Consider the following 15965-nt stretch of genomic DNA (forward strand, 5'->3'; position numbering starts at 1 on the left):
GCGGCACAGCCATCCGACGCTCAGCCGACCCGGTTGCGCCGGCGGGTGATGAGGACTGCGGCACCGACGGCGAGCAGCATGGAGGAGGGCAGAGCGATCGCGAGCGGGAGGCCGAAGGGGATGCCGAGCAGAGCCGCTACGACGAGGGCGACGGCGAAACCGAGGCCGACTCCGGCGCCGGTCATCGCACTCATGACGACGGGGTCGATCAGGGCGGGGCGGGCGGTGGACGTCGTCGCGGAGGTCATGATCCGAGCCTACGAACCAGCCGCTCAGCCGACATCCGTCGGCTGACTGATCCGCCGTCGAGCCGGTCTCCGTCGAGCGGCGGAGATCGGGGCGGCATCACCGCCAGCGGTACTCGAGCTCCGGGCGCCCCGGGGTGCCGTAGCGCGGCGACCGCTCGACGGCGCCCGTCTCGGCGAGGTACTCGAGGTAACGCCTGGCCGTCACCCGTGACAGGGACCCGGCGGCCGCCGCTTCGCTCGCGGAGAGCGGTCCGGTGGCCTGCCGGAGGAGGTCCGAGACCAGACGCAGGGTGTCCTCCGAGAGTCCCTTCGCCAACTGCGGGCGGGAGGACGGCGCTCGCAGCGTGGCGAGGGTGAGGTCCACCTCGTGCTGGCTCGCGACCGAGCCCTCCGCCGACATCGTGTGCCGGAAGGAGCGATACGCCTCCAGCTTGTCGGCGAACGCGGGGAACGCGAACGGTTTGATGAGGTACTGGACGATGCCCGCCGAGACCGCCGCTCGGACGATCCGGAGATCACGGGCCGCGGTGATGGCGATGACGTCGACGTCGATACCCGCCGTCCGGATGCGTCGGCAGAGCTCGAGACCGTGCGCGTCCGGCAGGTTGAGGTCGAGCAGGACGAGGTCGATCCGGTCGTCGGGGGAGCGGTGGGCCGCAGCTGCCCGCAGCGCCTGCATCGCGGTGGCCGCATCGCCCGCCACGGCGGCGAGTTCGAAGCCCTCGACGCGGCGCAGGTAGGACGCATGGGCCTGCTGGGTGATCGGTTCGTCCTCGACGACCAGGACCCGGATGCGCTCGCTCATGTGCCTGCCTCGTCCCGGACGCCGACCGCGGCCGGCAGCGTCACGACGAACGCCGAGGACGGCTCGCGGACGACCTCGATCGTGCCGCCGAGTCGTGTCACCGCCTGCTGGACCAGCGCGAGACCGAACCCCCGGCCGTATCGGCCGGGCTCTTTCGTCGACCAGCCGCGTACGAACGCGAGGTCGAGCGCCTCCGGGGGCAGGCCCGGTCCGCTGTCGGTCACCTGGATCACGAGCTCCGTCGTCTCGGCGTCGTCGGACCGCCCGGCGCCGAGGTCGTCCGGCAGCCCCTGCCCGAGGTAGACCTCCACCCAGGGGCGATCGCCGGACGCCGCGTCGATCGCGTTGTCGATGAGGTTGCCGAGGATGGTGACGATCACGGCCGGGTCGACGCGCACGCGTCCGAGCGCGGGGTCGCTCTCGAGGTGCAGCTCGACCCCCTGCTCGGCCGCCTGCGCCGTCTTGCCGAGCAGCAGCGCCGAGATCACCGGCTCCTGTTCCGCCGCGAGCACGCGGTCGGTCAACCGCTGACTCGCTCCGAGTCCCTGCGCCGCGAGGTCGAGCGCCTCCTCCCGCCGGTCGAGCTCGATGAGCGAGACGATCGTGTGCAGCCGGTTCGCGAACTCGTGGGTCTGCGAGCGCAGGGCGTCGCTCATCGTGCGCATCGACGCCAGCTCGCCGCTCAGGTGTTCGATCTCGGTGTGGTCGCGCAGCGTCATCACCCACCCACGCGGGTGCGGGCCTGCCGTCTCGCCCGGACCGACCGCCGACTCCTGGTTCACGACGAGCACGTGGTCGCGTGTGAGGTGGATCTCGTCCACGGCCTGGCGTCCGCTCGCGAGGAGCTCGCGCAGGCCGGCGTCGATCGGCAGCTCGTCGACCGGCGCCGCTCCCGGGGAACGCTCGCCGAGGGGCAGCCCGAGCAGTTCGGACGCCTGGTCGTTGACGAGCACGAGACGGCGGTGGCGGTCCACGAGGACGAGCCCCTCCCGCACCGAGTGGAGCACCGACTCGTAGTAGTCGAACATCCTGGCGAGGTCCTCCGGTCCGCGCGACCCGGTGACCCGTGCGAGGTAGCGGCGGAGCGTCCAGGAGCCGATCGCGCCGATGACGAGCACGAGCAGAGCCGTTCCGAGCAACCACGGCACCCGGGTCTCGAAGGTCTCGGACACGTTGCTGACCGTGACGCCTGCGGCGACGAGGGCGACGACCTCGCCGGCGTCGTCACGGATGGGTGCGACGGCGCGGACGGAGGGGCCGAGCGTGCCCGTGTACGTCTCGGTGAAGGTCCGTCCCTCGAGCGCCGGTCCGATCGTGCCGATGAACGGCTTGCCGATCTGGTCGCGCTCGCGGTGCGTGTACCGGGTGCGATCCGGAGCCATGATCGTCACGAAGTCGACACCGGTGTCGCGCATGAGCGCCTCGGCGTAGGGCTGGAGCGCGTCGGACGGGCGATCCGAGCCGAGCTGCGCGACGACGTAGGGGTTGTCCGCGACGCCGTTCGCGACGTCGAGGCATTTCGCGACCGCGCGGTCCTCGGTCTCGGTGCGGGCCTGGAACCAGAGCAGGACGCCGGCGACGAGCGTCATCGCGACGACCGCGACGAGCTGCACGAGGAAGAGTCGCGAGGCGATGCTCCTGGACCGACCGGCCATCGCGTCACCTCCGTCTGCTCCGTCGCGTCGACCCCTCAAGTATCGGGGGTGACGACGGCCACAGGCGTCGCCGACCGCGACCAGTACGACCACAAGCGGTCACTACGACCACAACCCGATCGATCCGCCGGCGTGGTCGCAGCATGGGTCGATCGACCACCCGCTGCCGCACTGACGCGGCCGACGAAACGGATCCGGAATGGCAATGACGCTCTCCTCCCTGAAACGGCTGGACAAGACCCACTACCTCTACCTCGCGGTGATCGTCGCGGTGCTCGCCGGCATCGTCGTCGGACTCGCCGCCCCGGAGTTCGCGAAGGGACTCAAACCCATCGGCGACGCCTTCGTGGCGCTGATCAAGATGATGATCGCCCCGGTCATCTTCTGCACCATCGTGATCGGCGTCGGGTCGATCGCGAAGGCCGCGACCGTCGGCAAGGTCGGCGGGCTCGCGCTGCTGTACTTCATCGTGATATCGACCTTCGCCCTCGCGATCGGCCTCGTCGTCGGCAACCTCATCCAGCCGGGCGCCGGCTTGAACCTCGCCGAGACGAGCTACCAGGTGGAGGGGGAGGCCAAGAGCACGACCGAGTTCATCCTCGGCATCATCCCCACGACGCTCGTGTCCTCGCTGACCGGCGGCAACATCCTGCAGGTCCTCTTCGTCGCCCTGCTCGTCGGCTTCGGCCTGCAGAAGATGGGGACGACGGGTGAACCGATCCTGCGCGGCATCAAGCTCATCCAGGCGCTCGTGTTCCGGGTGCTCGCGATGATCATGTGGATCGCGCCCATCGGAGCGTTCGGCGCGATCGCCGCCGTGACCGGGTCCGCCGGCGCGAGTGCACTCGTCGGGCTCGCCACGCTCATGATCGCGTTCTACATCACCTGCGCATTGTTCATCGTCGTCGTGCTCGGTGGCGTCCTGCGCCTCGCGACGGGCTTCAACATCTTCAAGCTCATGAAGTACCTCGGCCGTGAGTACCTCCTCATCGTCGGCACCTCCTCCTCCGAGGCTGCGCTGCCGCGACTCATCGCGAAGATGGAGCACCTCGGTGTCTCCAAGCCGGTCGTCGGCATCACCGTCCCGACGGGCTACTCCTTCAACCTCGACGGCACCGCGATCTACCTCACCATGGCGTCGATCTTCATCGCCGACGTCATGGGTGTCCCGATGAACCTCGGGGAGCAGATCTCGCTCCTCGTGTTCATGATCATCGCGTCGAAGGGCGCCGCGGGCGTCACCGGCGCCGGTCTCGCGACCCTCGCCGGCGGCCTGCAGGCCAACCGGCCCGACCTCGTCGACGGGGTCGGCCTCATCGTCGGCATCGACCGCTTCATGTCGGAGGCGCGTGCGCTCACGAACTTCACCGGCAACGCGGTCGCCACGATCATCATCGGCACGTGGGTGAAGGAGGTCGACCGGGTGCAGGTCGGCGAGGTCCTCTCCGGTCGCTCGCGGTTCGACGAGGCGACGATGAGCGTCGACGACCACACGGGCGCAGTGGCGGTGGCGAAGCCCTGAGGGATCGGCCCTTCGACAGGGGGCGGTCCCTGAGCCTGTCGAAGGGCAGGAATCCCTCCCTGTCGAAGGGTGGCTTCAGTTGGCCGGGGAGTCGACGATCGGCTTCGACGGCGGGGTGTCGCCCTCGAGCACAGCCTCGTCCACGGCGGTGGTCGAGTGCTCCGTCCGCGGAGCGATCCGGAACAACGGGATCGTGTAGCCGCAGATCGGGCCGATGAGCACGGCGAAGACCACCGTTCCGATGCCGACGTTCCCGCCGAGCAGCCACCCGATGCCGAGGACCACGAGCTCCACGCCCGTGCGCCCGACCCAGATCGGCCACCCGGTGACGCGGTGGATGCCGGTCATGAGGCCGTCTCGCGGGCCGGGGCCGAAGTTGCCGCCGATGTAGAGGCCCGAGGCGACGCCGAGGAGGAGCAGTCCGCCGGCGAACAGCAGGATGCGCGCCCACAGGTCGAGGTCCGCGGGGATGAACGCCAGCCCGATGTCGGCCGAGGGCCCCACGAGGAGGACGTTCAGGACGGTGCCGACACCCGGCCGCTGCTTGAGCGGTATCCAGGCGAGGAGCACGAGCCCGCCGACGATGATCGTGATGAGTCCGAAGCTCAGGCCGGTCCGCAGGTTGAGTCCCTGGGTGAGGACGTCCCACGGGGCGACGCCGACCGCACCGCGCACGATCATCGCGATGGCGATGCCGTACAGGAAGAGGCCGATGAGGAGTTGGAGCACACGACGGGTCATGGTGGACAATCCAATTGCACGATTGGCTTTGGCGCTAGAGGCCAATCTGGGTATCGTGGTTCAATGGCTTCCATCACCCTGAGTGCCCGATCGCTCGCCGCCCTGCTCGGGCAGTGGAAGACCGCTGCGCCCGCATACCGCGGTCTCGCCGACCGCATCCGACTCCTCGTCCTCGACGGACGCATCCCGGTCGGCACCCGTCTGCCGGCCGAGCGGGAACTGGCCGATCGGCTCGCGCTGAGCCGCACCACGGTCACCGCGGCGTACCGCGAACTGCGCGAGGCCGGCTACCTCCGCAGCATCCGCGGTTCGGGCAGTGTCACCCTCCTGCCGTCGGCGCCCACTGCGCTGGCTCCCGTGCCACAGGGCGGGTTCCTCGACTTCAGCAAGGCGGCCGTCCCGCCGTGCCCCGAGATCATCGACGCCGTGGCCACCGCCGCCGCAGAACTGCCGCGGTACATGCACGACTTCGACTACGACCTCGTCGGCATGCCCGAGCTGCGGCAGGCCATCGCCGACCGCTACACCGCGCGCGGGCTGCCCACCGACCCCGACGAGATCATGGTGACCGTGGGGGCCCAACACGCGATCGCGCTCATCGCACGCACCCTGCTCAGCCGAGGTGACCGCGTCCTCGTCGAGATGCCGAGCTATCCCCACGCCTACGAGGCGCTCCGGGCGGCCGGGGCCAGGCTCGGCGCCGCGACCGTCTCCTCGGAGACCGGCTGGGACGTCCGCGAACTCGAGCAGTGGTTCGAGCGCACGAGCCCCGCGATGGCGTACCTCATGCCGGACTTCCACAACCCGACCGGGGCGTCGATGCCGCTCGAGACCCGCCGACGGGTCGCAGCAGCAGCCGAGCGGCACGGGACGGTGCTCGTGATCGACGAGACCACGGCCGAGCTCGACATCGACCGGCCGACGGACGAGGGCCTCGACGGCACCCCGTTCGCCGCGCTCCAGGGCGCGCCGGCGTCGATCATCACGATCGGTTCGGTGGGCAAGACGATCTGGGGAGGCCTCCGCATCGGGTGGATCCGGGCCGAGCGCGGCACGATCAGGAAGCTCGTCTCGGCACGCTCGCTGGGCGATCTCGGCACCCCGATCCTCGACCAGCTGACCGTCCAGCAGCTGATGCCAGCGATGGACGGCATCGTCGCCCGGCGCGGCGTCGCGCTCGGCGAGACCCGCGACCGGCTCGTCGACCTCTTGGCCGACCGCCTCCCCGAGTGGACCGTGCCGCGGGTCGACGGTGGGATCGCCACCTGGGTGAACCTCGGCGAGGCCGCGTCATCGCAGCTCTCGCTCGCGGCTCGCAGCCACGGGCTCGTGATCGTCGCCGGGCCACGGTTCGGGATCGACGGGGCGTTCGAGCGCTACCTTCGCATCCCGATCAGCTATCCGTGGGCCCAGACCGAGCAGGCGGTCGAGCTGCTGACGCAGACCTGGCACTCCGCGATGTTCGGGCACGTGCCGGCTCTGGACTACCTCGAAGACGTCGTCTGATCTCGTCGCCGACGAGCGTGACACCGCTCCACACGCAGTGCTTGTGCGTGCCGTGTCCAGCCTCCGCGCGAGACCGCCGTCGGACGGGTGTGCGGTGACATAATTACAGCGTCCGCACCTCTCGCAACAACCGAAAGCGGCTCCGTGCACCTGCTCTCCGTCCTCAGCATGAAGAACCGCGCGTTGATCGCGCTCGTCACCATCGTGGCCGCCGTGTTCGGCGTCCTGGCGGTGGGCGGCCTCAAGCAGGAGCTCATCCCGTCGGTCCAGTTCCCGCAGCTCGCGATCATCACGAGCTACCCGGGTGCGGCACCCGAGGTCGTCAACGACGACGTCTCGACCCCGATCGAGACCGCGATCCAGGGCGTGCCCGGTATCGAGTCCACCTCGGCGACGTCGAGCACGAACTCGAGCCTCATCAGCGCGACCTTCACCTACGGCACGGACCTCGCCACCGCCGAGCAGAAGATCACCCAGGCGATCAACCGCATCAAGTCGACCCTGCCCGACACCGTCGACCCGCAGGTGGTCAGCGGCAGCATCGACGACCTCCCGGTCATCCAGATCGCCGTGTCCGGTGCGGCCGATCAGGACTCCCTGGCCGAGGTGCTCTCGAGCTCCGTGGTCCCCGACATCAAGGACGTCGACGGCGTCCGCGACGCGGCGATCGTCGGTGAGGTGGGCAAGCGGGTCACGATCACCCCCGACGACGCCAAACTGGCCCTCGCGGGGCAGACCAGCCGGGTCATCGGGACGACGCTGCAGCAGAACGGCTCCCTGCAGCCTGCGGGCGACATCACCGAAGGCGACAAGACGTTCTCCGTGCAGACGGGCACGAAGCTCACCTCGGTCGACGACATCGCCGCACTGCCGATCACGGGCGCCCTCGCCGCCGACGGCTCCGTCCTGACCATCGGCGATGTCGCGACGGTCGCCCTGAGCGACGACCCGATCACGTCGATCTCGCGCGTCGACGGCGAGCCGGCGCTCACCATCGCCGTCACGAAGCTGCCCGCGGCGAACACCGTCGAGGTCTCGCAGGGCGTGCGCGACATCCTTCCCGAGCTCGAGCGGACCATCGGCTCCGACGCCAAGCTCACCGTCGTCTTCGATCAGGCGCCCTACATCGAGCAGTCCATCGAGGCCCTGACGACGGAAGGCCTGCTCGGCCTCGTCTTCGCGGTGCTGATCATCCTCGTGTTCCTCCTCGACGTCCGGGCCACGCTCGTGACGGCGATCTCCATCCCGACGTCCGTGCTCATCACCTTCATCGGTCTCCAGGTCGCCGAGTACTCGCTCAACATCCTCACGCTGGGCGCGCTGACGATCGCCATCGGGCGCGTGGTCGACGACTCGATCGTGGTCATCGAGAACATCAAGCGACACCTTTCGTTCGGCGACAATCGGACGGGTGCACAGCGCGCCGGGTCGATCCTGAGCGCCGTCCAGGAGGTCGCAGGCGCGATCACCGCCTCGACCATCACCACGGTGGCCGTGTTCCTGCCCATCGCGTTCGTCGGCGACGTCACCGGAGAACTCTTCCGACCCTTCGCCCTCACCGTCACGATCGCGCTGCTCGCGTCGCTCCTCGTCGCGCTCACCATCGTGCCCGTGCTCGCCTACTGGTTCCTCCGCGCCCCGAAGGCCCAGCGCCTCGCAGCCGCAGCCGCAGCGGAGGAAGCGCCGTCCGACGCGACGAGCGGACCGGTCCGGAGCCGACGCGAGCGCCGGGTCAGCGTGCAGGACGAAGACGACCTCGAGAAGCCGTCACGGCTCCAGAAGGCCTACCTCCCGATCATCCACTGGACCCTCAAGCACTCGGTCACCACCCTGCTGCTCTCGGTGCTCGTGCTCGTCGGCACCTTCGCGCTGACGCCGTTCATGAAGACCAACTTCCTCGGTGACTCCGGCCAGAACACCCTCACGGTCACGCAGACCCTGCCGGTCGGCACGAGCCTCGACGCTCAGGACGCGGCGGCGAAGCAGGTCGAGACGAAGCTGCGCGACATCGACGGCATCGACACCGTCCAGCTCTCGATCGGGTCGAGCGGAAGCTCCCTGCGCGACGCGTTCTCGGGCGGCGGTGGCGGAGCCATCACCTACTCGATCACGACGAGCGAAGACGCCGACCAGACGGCACTCCAGAAGACGGTCCGCAAGGACCTGTCCGGGCTCGACGACGTCGGCGAGATCGAGGTCGCCGCGTCCGCGGGCTTCGGCGGGTCGAGCGACATCGAGATCGACATCACCTCCGCACGGCAGAGCGATCTCGCGGAGGCCGCCGACGCGATCCAGCAGGCCGTCACCGGTCTCGACGGCATCGACCAGGTCACGAGCAACCTCAGCGAATCGCGGCCCTACGTCCAGGTGGCCGTCAACCGCGACGCCGCCGCCGCAGCAGGGTTCAGCGAGGTCGCGCTCGGTGCGTACGTCTCGCAGCTCATGCAGCCGACGACGGTGGGCTCCATCGTCATCGACGACACCACGCTCACCATCTACGTCGACGCCCAGGACCCGCCGACCACCGTCGACGCCCTCGCGGCGACGGAGGTCCCGACGGCCACCGGCCCGAGACGCCTCGACACCCTCGCGACGGTCTCGCAGGTCGACGGACCCGCGACGATCTCGACCGTCAAGGGGCTGCGCTCAGCCACGATCAGCGCGACTCCGGGCAGCGACAACCTCGGTACCGCCAGCGCCGAGGTGCAGACGGCGATCGACGACGTCAAGCTGCCCGCCGGCACCACGGCGACCCTCGGGGGTGTCACGGCATCGCAGAGCGACGCGTTCGGACAGCTGGGCCTCGCGCTCCTCGCCGCGATCCTCATCGTCTACGTCATCATGGTCGCGACCTTCCGTTCGCTGCGGCAGCCGCTCCTGCTGCTGGTGTCGGTACCGTTCGCCGCGACCGGCGCGATCGGGCTCCAGATCATCACGGGCGTGCCGCTCGGCGTACCGTCGCTCATCGGCGTGCTGATGCTCATCGGTATCGTCGTGACGAACGCGATCGTGCTGGTCGACCTCGTGAACCAGTACCGGCGCCGCGGCATGACGGTGATCGAGGCCGTCGAGCACGGTGCCGCACGCCGGCTCCGTCCGATCCTCATGACGGCGCTCGCGACGATCTTCGCCCTCACCCCGATGGCACTCGGCATCACCGGACACGGTGGTTTCATCTCGCAGCCGCTCGCGATCGTCGTCATCGGCGGGCTCGTCTCCTCGACCATCCTGACGCTCGTCGTGCTCCCCACCCTCTACAACCTCGTCGAGGGGTTCCGCGAACGTCGCGAGCAGCGGCGGGCTGCAGCCGAGCCGAAGCCGACGGCGCGCACGGTCGCCGCGATCGAGGGGCCGCGGGCCGCGACTGTCCCCGCGGAGGAGCCGGTCCTCGTCGGCGCCGGTGGCGGAAGCGCTGCAACCGCGCCGAGCGTGCCTGACGCATCCGTTCCGTCGGCCTCGGCGGATGTGGCTCCGGTGGACGCGGCTCCAGATCGCGCCACTCCCGCTGACGCGGAACCGGCGGAGGAGGCCCCGATCGATTCGGTTGCTGCCGACGCCGATCCTGCCGATGCGGCTCCCACGGACTCGGATGCGGCACTCGAGCCGCAGGTCGCTGCGCCGAGTGAGTCGGCGGTGGATCGACCGATGACGCGGCCCGCCGCGCACGAGGTGCACGAAGCCCACGAGGTGCACGGGGCGCATGTGGCGACGGGTGACGAGCTGCCGCGCACCGAAGCGATCACCCTTCCCGACGCGGTCTCCGAAGGCCCTGCGGACGAGGTCGCTCATTCCGGCGAGCACGTAGCCCCTGCGGTGCGGCCTGAGCCGGAAGCAACGGCTGAGCCGGTCGCCGAGCCCGAGCCGATCCTGGAGACGGAGCCGGCCGGAGAGGCTGAGGCGGCGGAGAAGTCCGAGCTCCCTGCTGACTCCAGCCCGACGAGCGACACCCAGCCGACGCCTGACGCTGAGCCGAAGCCCGATGCCGACCCGGCACCCGGGACTGAGCCGTCTTCGGGCACCGAACGGCCGAAGCGCCGCCGCGCGCAGTGGCCGTGATCGACCACCTCCCGCTCGGTCGATGAGCTGAGGTTCGAGCCCCTCGACACGAAGCCCTCGGGAACGCCGTCACCGGCGCCCGAGGGCTTCGTCGTGTGACGCCCGACTCAGCGGAGATCGCCGACCGCGCCGGTGACCGCCCGCACGACCTCGCCCGACTGCACCAGCGCGGTGACCGCCTCGATCTCGGGGGAGAGGAACCGGTCGGGTCCGGGACCCGTGACCTGCTCACGCACCCGGCGGAGCACCGCCCCGGTGCCGACGGCCGGCTCGAGCGGGCTGCGCAGGTCGAGGCCACGGGCCGCCGTCATGACCTCGATCGCCAGCACGCGGCCGAGACCGTCGATCGCCCGACGGAGCTTCCGCGCCGCCGCCCAGCCCATCGAGACGTGGTCCTCCTGCATCGCGGAGGACGGGATCGAGTCGACGGACGCCGGGTGCGCCAGCCGTTTCAGTTCACTCACGATGCCGGCCGCCGTGTACTGGGCGATCATGAGGCCCGAGTCGACACCCACCTCGTGCGCGAGGAACGGTGGGAGGCCGTTGCTCCGGCTCCGATCCAGGAAGCGGTCGGTGCGGCGCTCCGACATGGACGCGACATCGGCGACGGCGATCGCGAGGAAGTCGAGCACGTAGGCGACCGGGGCGCCGTGGAAGTTCCCGTTCGACTCGACCCGCCCGTCCGGCGTGAGCACCGGGTTGTCGACGGCACTCGCGAGCTCCCGCTCGGCGACCATCGCGGCGTGGTCGACGGTGTCCCTGGCGGCACCGTGCACCTGCGGGGCGCAGCGCAGTGAGTAGGCGTCCTGCACCCGGGTGCACTCGGGACCCCGGTGGCTCGCGACGATCGGGGAGCCGTCGAGCAGCAACCGCAGGTTCCCGGCGCTCTCGGCCTGACCCGCCTGCGGGCGCAGGGCCTGCAGGTCTGCGGCGAACACCGCGTCCGTGCCGAGCAGGCCCTCGACGCTCATCGCCGCGGCGACGTCGGCTGTGCGCAAGAGCATCCGCAGGTCGTCCACGGCGAGCGCGAGCATCCCCAGCATGCCGTCGGTGCCGTTGATGAGCGCGAGCCCCTCCTTCTCGGCGAGCTGTACCGGCTTGAGGCCGGCGTCCGCGAGCGCCTCCGCAGCGGAGCGCGTGCGCCCGGACGCATCGGTCACCTCGCCCTCGCCCATCACCGCCAGCGCGCAGTGTGCGAGGGGCGCGAGGTCGCCGGAGCAGCCGAGCGACCCGTACTCGCGCACGACCGGGGTGATGTCGGCGTTCAGCATCGCCGCGTAGGCGCGGACCGTCTCCATCCGCACCCCGGTGCGGCCCGTCATGAGCGTCGAGAGGCGCAGCGTCATGAGAGAACGCACGACCTCCCGCTCGACGACCTCGCCGCTGCCTGCGGCGTGCGAGCGGACGAGGCTCGCCTGCAACTGCGCGCGGCGCGCCGGCTCGATGAACGTGGTCGCGAGCGCACCGAACCCGGTCGAGATCCCGTAGTGGGGCTCGGGGTCGGAGGCGAGCGCCTCGATGATCCGACGGGATGCGGCGACACCGTCGAGGGCCGCGCCATCGAGGTCGATCCGCGCGCCGTGTCGGGCGACGGCGACGACCTCGTCGATCGACAGCGGCCCTGCGCCGAGGGAGACCGAGGCCGGGCCGGCGGGTTGGGGATACGAGCGACCGGAGGTCGTCGGGTCGCTGGTGGTCGGGGTCGCGCCGGGCTGGATGTCCATGTTCCGATGGAACACCCGGACGCCGACCGCGGCGGTGCGCGTAGAGTCGTCCGTGTCTGGGATGACAGACATGGACGACCAGGCGGCCGCGTCCGAGCCGCGGAGACGAGGTCAACGGTGAGTCAGGTCCCGGCAGCCGACGCCACCCTGCGCGTGCTGAGCCATCTCGCCGGCGCCCGCGGCCCGCTTCCGGCCGCGGCGATCGCCTCGGCGCTCGACCTGCCGAGATCGACGGTCTACCACCTCCTCAGCGTGCTGCAGGAGCACGGCTTCGTGGTCCACCTGCCCGAAGCCCGTCGCTACGGGCTCGGGGTCGCCGCCTTCGAACTCTCCGGCGGGTACGCCCGCCAGGAGCCGCTCAGCATGCTCGGGCGCCCGTTGCTCGCCGAGCTGGTCGACCGGGTGGGCGAGAGCGCGCATCTCGCCGTGCTGCACGGCCGGGACGTGCTCTACATCGTGGATGAGCGGGCACCGCGTCGGCCGCACCTCGTCACCGACGTCGGTGTGCGCCTCCCGGCTCACCTGACCGCCAGCGGCTGCGCGATCCTCGCCGCGCTCCCGGCCGGCCAGCTGCGCGCCCTGTTCCCCGACCAGGCGGCGTTCGTCGACCGCACCGGCCACGGGCCGAAGCGGTACCGCGAACTCCGCCAGGTCCTCGCCCAGACGACGCAGGACGGGTATGCGCGCGAGGCCGGCGGGGTGACGCTCGGCCTCGCGAGTGTCGGGGTGGTCGTCCGTGACCACACGGGGTGGCCGGCGGCGGCGATCGCGGTCACGTACGACGCCGATGCCGGGCTCGACCCGGCGTGGTTGGCCCGCGAGATCCACCCGGCGGCGGCCGAGCTGTCGCGGCGGATCCGGGGTCGCTGAGCGCTCGGCGGAGCGGGCGGGCGGAGCGTGCGGGCGGCTCCGGAACCGTGGTCAGGCGACCGAGCGCAGGATGAGCTCGAGCAGTGCGGTCGCATACGCGTCGGGCGCCGTCGCGGCGCTGAACCGTCGAAGTTCGCCGCCGAGCTCGACCACGACGGTGTACGCCTCGGCGTCGCCGAGCGACAGGAGGACGTCGAGTTCGTCGTCGAGGGTCGGCTCACCGTCGGTCGGTGCAGCGGGGGAGACCGCGCGTTCGAGTGACCGGAACGAGCCGCGCAGCAGAGCGCGCAGCTGGTGCTCCGAGGGCAGCCAGAGCGTCTCCTCCTGGTCGACGGAGTCCAACGCCCACTCGGTCGTGCCGTTGAAGCCGAAGCTGCGGCCACCCGGGTGCTCGTGCACCTCGACGGTCATCTCGCTGACCGTGAACACGTCGCCGGCGAGCTCGCCGCCATCGATGGTGAAGCGGTCGCCGGGTTCGGGGGTCCAGCGCAGGCCGGCGGTGCGGAGCGCTCGGGCGAGGTCAGCGGAGATCATCAGTCCAGTATCGCCGACCACCGTGCGATGCGGCTGGCAACCCCTCGATTCGGACGGAACCCTGTGCGAGGGTGGATGAACTCTTCGAAGGGTCCGATGATGCCCGCACCTGATGATGGCCTATCCGGTCGGTTCCCTGCGCGCGGCCGCGTGACCACACGACGGTTCGAGGGTGCGACCGGGATGCAGGAGGCGTCGGGCGCGCTGCGATTCGTGGACGTGGACCCCGACCGGTTCTCGATGACCGTCGACTCGGTCGTGCTCGGCGAGTACGTCCTCCATCGCAACACGGTCGGGCCCGGGACGTTCGACGTCCTCGCCGACGCCTACGGGCTCGATGAGCCGGTCGCGACGATCGTGATGCTCATCGAGGGTGCGGCCAGCCTGGTCCACGGACGACAGCAACTCGACCTGCTCCCCGGGACCGGAACGCTCACGGAGGGCGCCGAGACGTATCGGACGACGATCCACGACCACGCGACCTATCTGTACGTGTTCGTGCCGATGCGTGCGCTTCGCCGCCTCGGCATCGCCCCGACCAGCGCCCTCGGCCCCTTGGCGCCGTCGCCCCTGTTGCGGGGGAGCGCCGCGTTCCTCGTGGAGGTCATCTCCGCGTTCGAACCGATCGGCGGCGCCGCACAGCTCAGACTCTGCCGCGTGATCGACACGATGCTCGCGACGCTCTACGCGGAGAACGACCTCTTCCGGGCCGAGGGTGAGGCCGGCCGGGTTCCGCTCCGGCTCCGGATCATCGAGCACATCGCGGCGTCCTTCGCCGAGCGGGAGCTGCGACCGGAGACGCTGGCGCGTCGCTTCAACATGTCGACCAGGTCCCTGCAACGGGTGTTCGAAGGCTCTGGCACGAGCGCCGCCGGCGAGATCGCCGAGCGGCGGGTGCAGCTCGCGCTCGCCCTCCTCTCGGACCCCGACCACCGGGGCCTGTCGATCGCCGAGGTCGCGGCCCGCTGCGGCTACCACTCCCAGGCGCACCTCCGTCGAGCGGTCGTCGCGCACACCGGTCTCAGCCCGAGCCAGTTCCGAGAGCAGACCAAGGCGGAGGACGCCTGAGGTCGCAGCGCCGTCCGAGTGCACCGGATCAGGCTGCGGTGCGCCCGCTTCGTCGCGGAGCCGTCAACCAGGGCCGCAGCAGCCTCGTGACGAGTGGCAGGAGCCAGTAGGTCATGATCGGCGTCAGGATGAGCGTCGAGATGAGCACGTGGAGGAACACGCCGAGCGGTTCCCAACCGGGCACGAGCGCCGTGACGAGGAGGGTGAAGACGAGGTTGAGCGGGAAGAAGCCCAACCAGATGCTCACCGCCTGCTTCCAGCGCGGCGGTGCCGGCGGGATCGGGTCCGGGTCGCCGGAGAGCTCGGCCTCCTCGACGCGGAGGATCCCGTCGGGCGCGTCGAACCACCCCTCGATCCCGCTGCGCCGTTCGACGCGGGACTGCTCCATGAACTCGCGGCCGCTCGAGAGCCACCAGGCGCGTTCCTTCGACTCCTCCCAGTCGGTGAGCGTCTGTTCGTCCGCGAAGCGGTAGAGCATGTACCAGACGTCGCTCTCGGCGCCGGCGCGCACCCAGCCGGAGCCGAGGAAGCCGGGGTATCGGTTCGCCAGGTTGATGCCGGCCTGGACCCAGATGGTGGCCTCGGAGATCGACGCCGGGTTGACGCGTCGCTCGATCGAGACGGTGATGGGATCGTGTTCCATGCGCCCAGTAGACCGCACTCGTGTTTCGATCTCGTGTCCCGCTGTGGCCCCCGTAGAGTCGAGGCATGGCGACTCCTGACTTCGTACTGGCCCTCCGCGAGCGGATCGGGCACGCGCCCCTCTGGTTGACGGGGGTGACCGCCGTCGTCTTGCGCGGTCTCGGGACGCCCGAGGCGGAGGTCCTGCTCGTCCGGCGACAGGACAACGGGGCGTGGACGCCGGTCACCGGCATCATCGACCCGGGCGAGGAGCCCGCGGTCGCGGCGGAGCGCGAGGTCCTCGAGGAGGCGGCCGTGGTCGCCGTCGCCGAGCGTCTCTCCCAGGTGCAGGTGCTCCCGCAGAACGTCTACGACAACGGCGACATCACGCAGTACATCGACCTCGTGTTCCGATGCCGCTACGAGTCGGGCGAGCCGTATCCGGCTGACGGCGAGAACTCCGAGGCGCGGTGGTTCCCGCTCGATGCCCTGCCCGAGCAGGTCTCGCAGAACTTCCGCACCCGGATAGCGCTCGCCGCCTCCGACGAGCGCGAGGCCCGCTTCACCCGCTGACGTCCCTCCACCTGCCCGCGAACTGTCACTTGAGGCTAGTTC

13 protein-coding genes are annotated in these 15965 nt (G+C 70.4%); 6 read left to right on the forward strand and 7 right to left on the reverse strand.

Features of this window, described 5'->3' with window-relative positions; translation table 11 throughout:
* Positions 1–20: 20 nt before the first annotated feature.
* From GV015_RS07630 to GV015_RS07640, 3 genes are all read right to left on the reverse strand, one after another.
* Entirely contained in the window at positions 21–248 is a 228-nt protein-coding gene (locus tag GV015_RS07630) for a hypothetical protein (protein WP_159877730.1), read from the reverse strand.
* 97 nt (positions 249–345) lie between these two features.
* Positions 346–1053 (reverse strand): response regulator, encoded by a 708-nt coding sequence (locus GV015_RS07635; RefSeq protein WP_159877732.1) that lies wholly within the window; start codon positions 1051–1053, stop codon positions 346–348.
* On the reverse strand, positions 1050–2708 hold the full coding sequence (locus tag GV015_RS07640; RefSeq protein ID WP_159877734.1) for a sensor histidine kinase: 1659 nt from the start codon (positions 2706–2708) through the stop codon (positions 1050–1052). Before GV015_RS07640 ends, GV015_RS07635 begins: the two co-directional genes overlap by 4 nt.
* Positions 2709–2907: 199 nt before the next feature.
* Between GV015_RS07640 and GV015_RS07645 the strand changes: the two genes are divergently transcribed.
* Entirely contained in the window at positions 2908–4230 is a 1323-nt protein-coding gene (locus GV015_RS07645; protein ID WP_159877736.1) for a cation:dicarboxylate symporter family transporter, read from the forward strand.
* Between the two features lie 75 nt (positions 4231–4305).
* Here the strand turns inward: GV015_RS07645 and GV015_RS07650 are convergent, their stop codons facing one another.
* Positions 4306–4971 carry a YitT family protein gene (locus GV015_RS07650; RefSeq protein WP_064294226.1) on the reverse strand — a complete coding sequence of 222 codons (666 nt, stop codon included), beginning with the start codon at positions 4969–4971 and terminating at the stop codon, positions 4306–4308.
* Positions 4972–5034: 63 nt separating this feature from the next.
* Between GV015_RS07650 and GV015_RS07655 the strand changes: the two genes are divergently transcribed.
* Both GV015_RS07655 and GV015_RS07660 read left to right on the forward strand, forming a co-directional pair.
* Positions 5035–6477 (forward strand): PLP-dependent aminotransferase family protein, encoded by a 1443-nt coding sequence (locus GV015_RS07655; RefSeq protein WP_159877738.1) that lies wholly within the window; start codon positions 5035–5037, stop codon positions 6475–6477.
* Between the two features lie 144 nt (positions 6478–6621).
* Positions 6622–10533 carry an efflux RND transporter permease subunit gene (locus GV015_RS07660; RefSeq protein WP_159877740.1) on the forward strand — a complete coding sequence of 1304 codons (3912 nt, stop codon included), beginning with the start codon at positions 6622–6624 and terminating at the stop codon, positions 10531–10533.
* Positions 10534–10640: 107 nt separating this feature from the next.
* Here the strand turns inward: GV015_RS07660 and hutH are convergent, their stop codons facing one another.
* Positions 10641–12329, reverse strand: a complete 1689-nt coding sequence (gene hutH, locus GV015_RS07665; RefSeq protein ID WP_236555368.1) for a histidine ammonia-lyase — start codon at positions 12327–12329, stop codon at positions 10641–10643.
* Between the two features lie 45 nt (positions 12330–12374).
* On the opposite strand from hutH, the gene GV015_RS07670 reads away from it, so the two are divergent.
* Complete coding sequence (locus GV015_RS07670) at positions 12375–13127, forward strand: IclR family transcriptional regulator (RefSeq protein ID WP_079705092.1); 753 nt, start codon at positions 12375–12377, stop codon at positions 13125–13127.
* 51 nt (positions 13128–13178) lie between these two features.
* Here GV015_RS07670 and GV015_RS07675 read toward each other — a convergent pair whose 3' ends face one another.
* Positions 13179–13661, reverse strand: a complete 483-nt coding sequence (locus GV015_RS07675) for a hypothetical protein (RefSeq protein ID WP_064294230.1) — start codon at positions 13659–13661, stop codon at positions 13179–13181.
* A gap of 150 nt (positions 13662–13811) precedes the next feature.
* Between GV015_RS07675 and GV015_RS07680 the strand changes: the two genes are divergently transcribed.
* Positions 13812–14729 (forward strand): AraC family transcriptional regulator, encoded by a 918-nt coding sequence (locus GV015_RS07680; RefSeq protein WP_159877742.1) that lies wholly within the window; start codon positions 13812–13814, stop codon positions 14727–14729.
* Between the two features lie 28 nt (positions 14730–14757).
* Here the strand turns inward: GV015_RS07680 and GV015_RS07685 are convergent, their stop codons facing one another.
* Complete coding sequence (locus tag GV015_RS07685) at positions 14758–15372, reverse strand: antibiotic biosynthesis monooxygenase (protein WP_137242301.1); 615 nt, start codon at positions 15370–15372, stop codon at positions 14758–14760.
* A gap of 65 nt (positions 15373–15437) precedes the next feature.
* Between GV015_RS07685 and GV015_RS07690 the strand changes: the two genes are divergently transcribed.
* On the forward strand, positions 15438–15923 hold the full coding sequence (locus GV015_RS07690) for an NUDIX domain-containing protein (RefSeq protein WP_159877744.1): 486 nt from the start codon (positions 15438–15440) through the stop codon (positions 15921–15923).
* Positions 15924–15965: the final 42 nt, after the last annotated feature.

Source organism: Plantibacter sp. T3, from assembly GCF_902506515.1.
Classification (GTDB): Bacteria; Actinomycetota; Actinomycetes; order Actinomycetales; family Microbacteriaceae; genus Plantibacter; species Plantibacter auratus.

Excerpts from the sequence above, each read along its gene's own strand:
- GV015_RS07630 (WP_159877730.1), bottom strand. The coding sequence starts at position 248 with ATGACCTCCGCGACGACGTCCACCGCCCGCCCCGCCCTGATCGACCCC.
- GV015_RS07635 (WP_159877732.1), bottom strand. The coding sequence starts at position 1,053 with ATGAGCGAGCGCATCCGGGTCCTGGTCGTCGAGGACGAACCGATCACC.
- GV015_RS07640 (WP_159877734.1), bottom strand. The coding sequence starts at position 2,708 with ATGGCCGGTCGGTCCAGGAGCATCGCCTCGCGACTCTTCCTCGTGCAG.
- GV015_RS07645 (WP_159877736.1), top strand. The coding sequence starts at position 2,908 with ATGGCAATGACGCTCTCCTCCCTGAAACGGCTGGACAAGACCCACTAC.
- GV015_RS07650 (WP_064294226.1), bottom strand. The coding sequence starts at position 4,971 with ATGACCCGTCGTGTGCTCCAACTCCTCATCGGCCTCTTCCTGTACGGC.
- GV015_RS07655 (WP_159877738.1), top strand. The coding sequence starts at position 5,035 with ATGGCTTCCATCACCCTGAGTGCCCGATCGCTCGCCGCCCTGCTCGGG.
- hutH (WP_236555368.1), bottom strand. The coding sequence starts at position 12,329 with ATGTCTGTCATCCCAGACACGGACGACTCTACGCGCACCGCCGCGGTC.
- GV015_RS07675 (WP_064294230.1), bottom strand. The coding sequence starts at position 13,661 with ATGATCTCCGCTGACCTCGCCCGAGCGCTCCGCACCGCCGGCCTGCGC.
- GV015_RS07685 (WP_137242301.1), bottom strand. The coding sequence starts at position 15,372 with ATGGAACACGATCCCATCACCGTCTCGATCGAGCGACGCGTCAACCCG.
- GV015_RS07690 (WP_159877744.1), top strand. The coding sequence starts at position 15,438 with ATGGCGACTCCTGACTTCGTACTGGCCCTCCGCGAGCGGATCGGGCAC.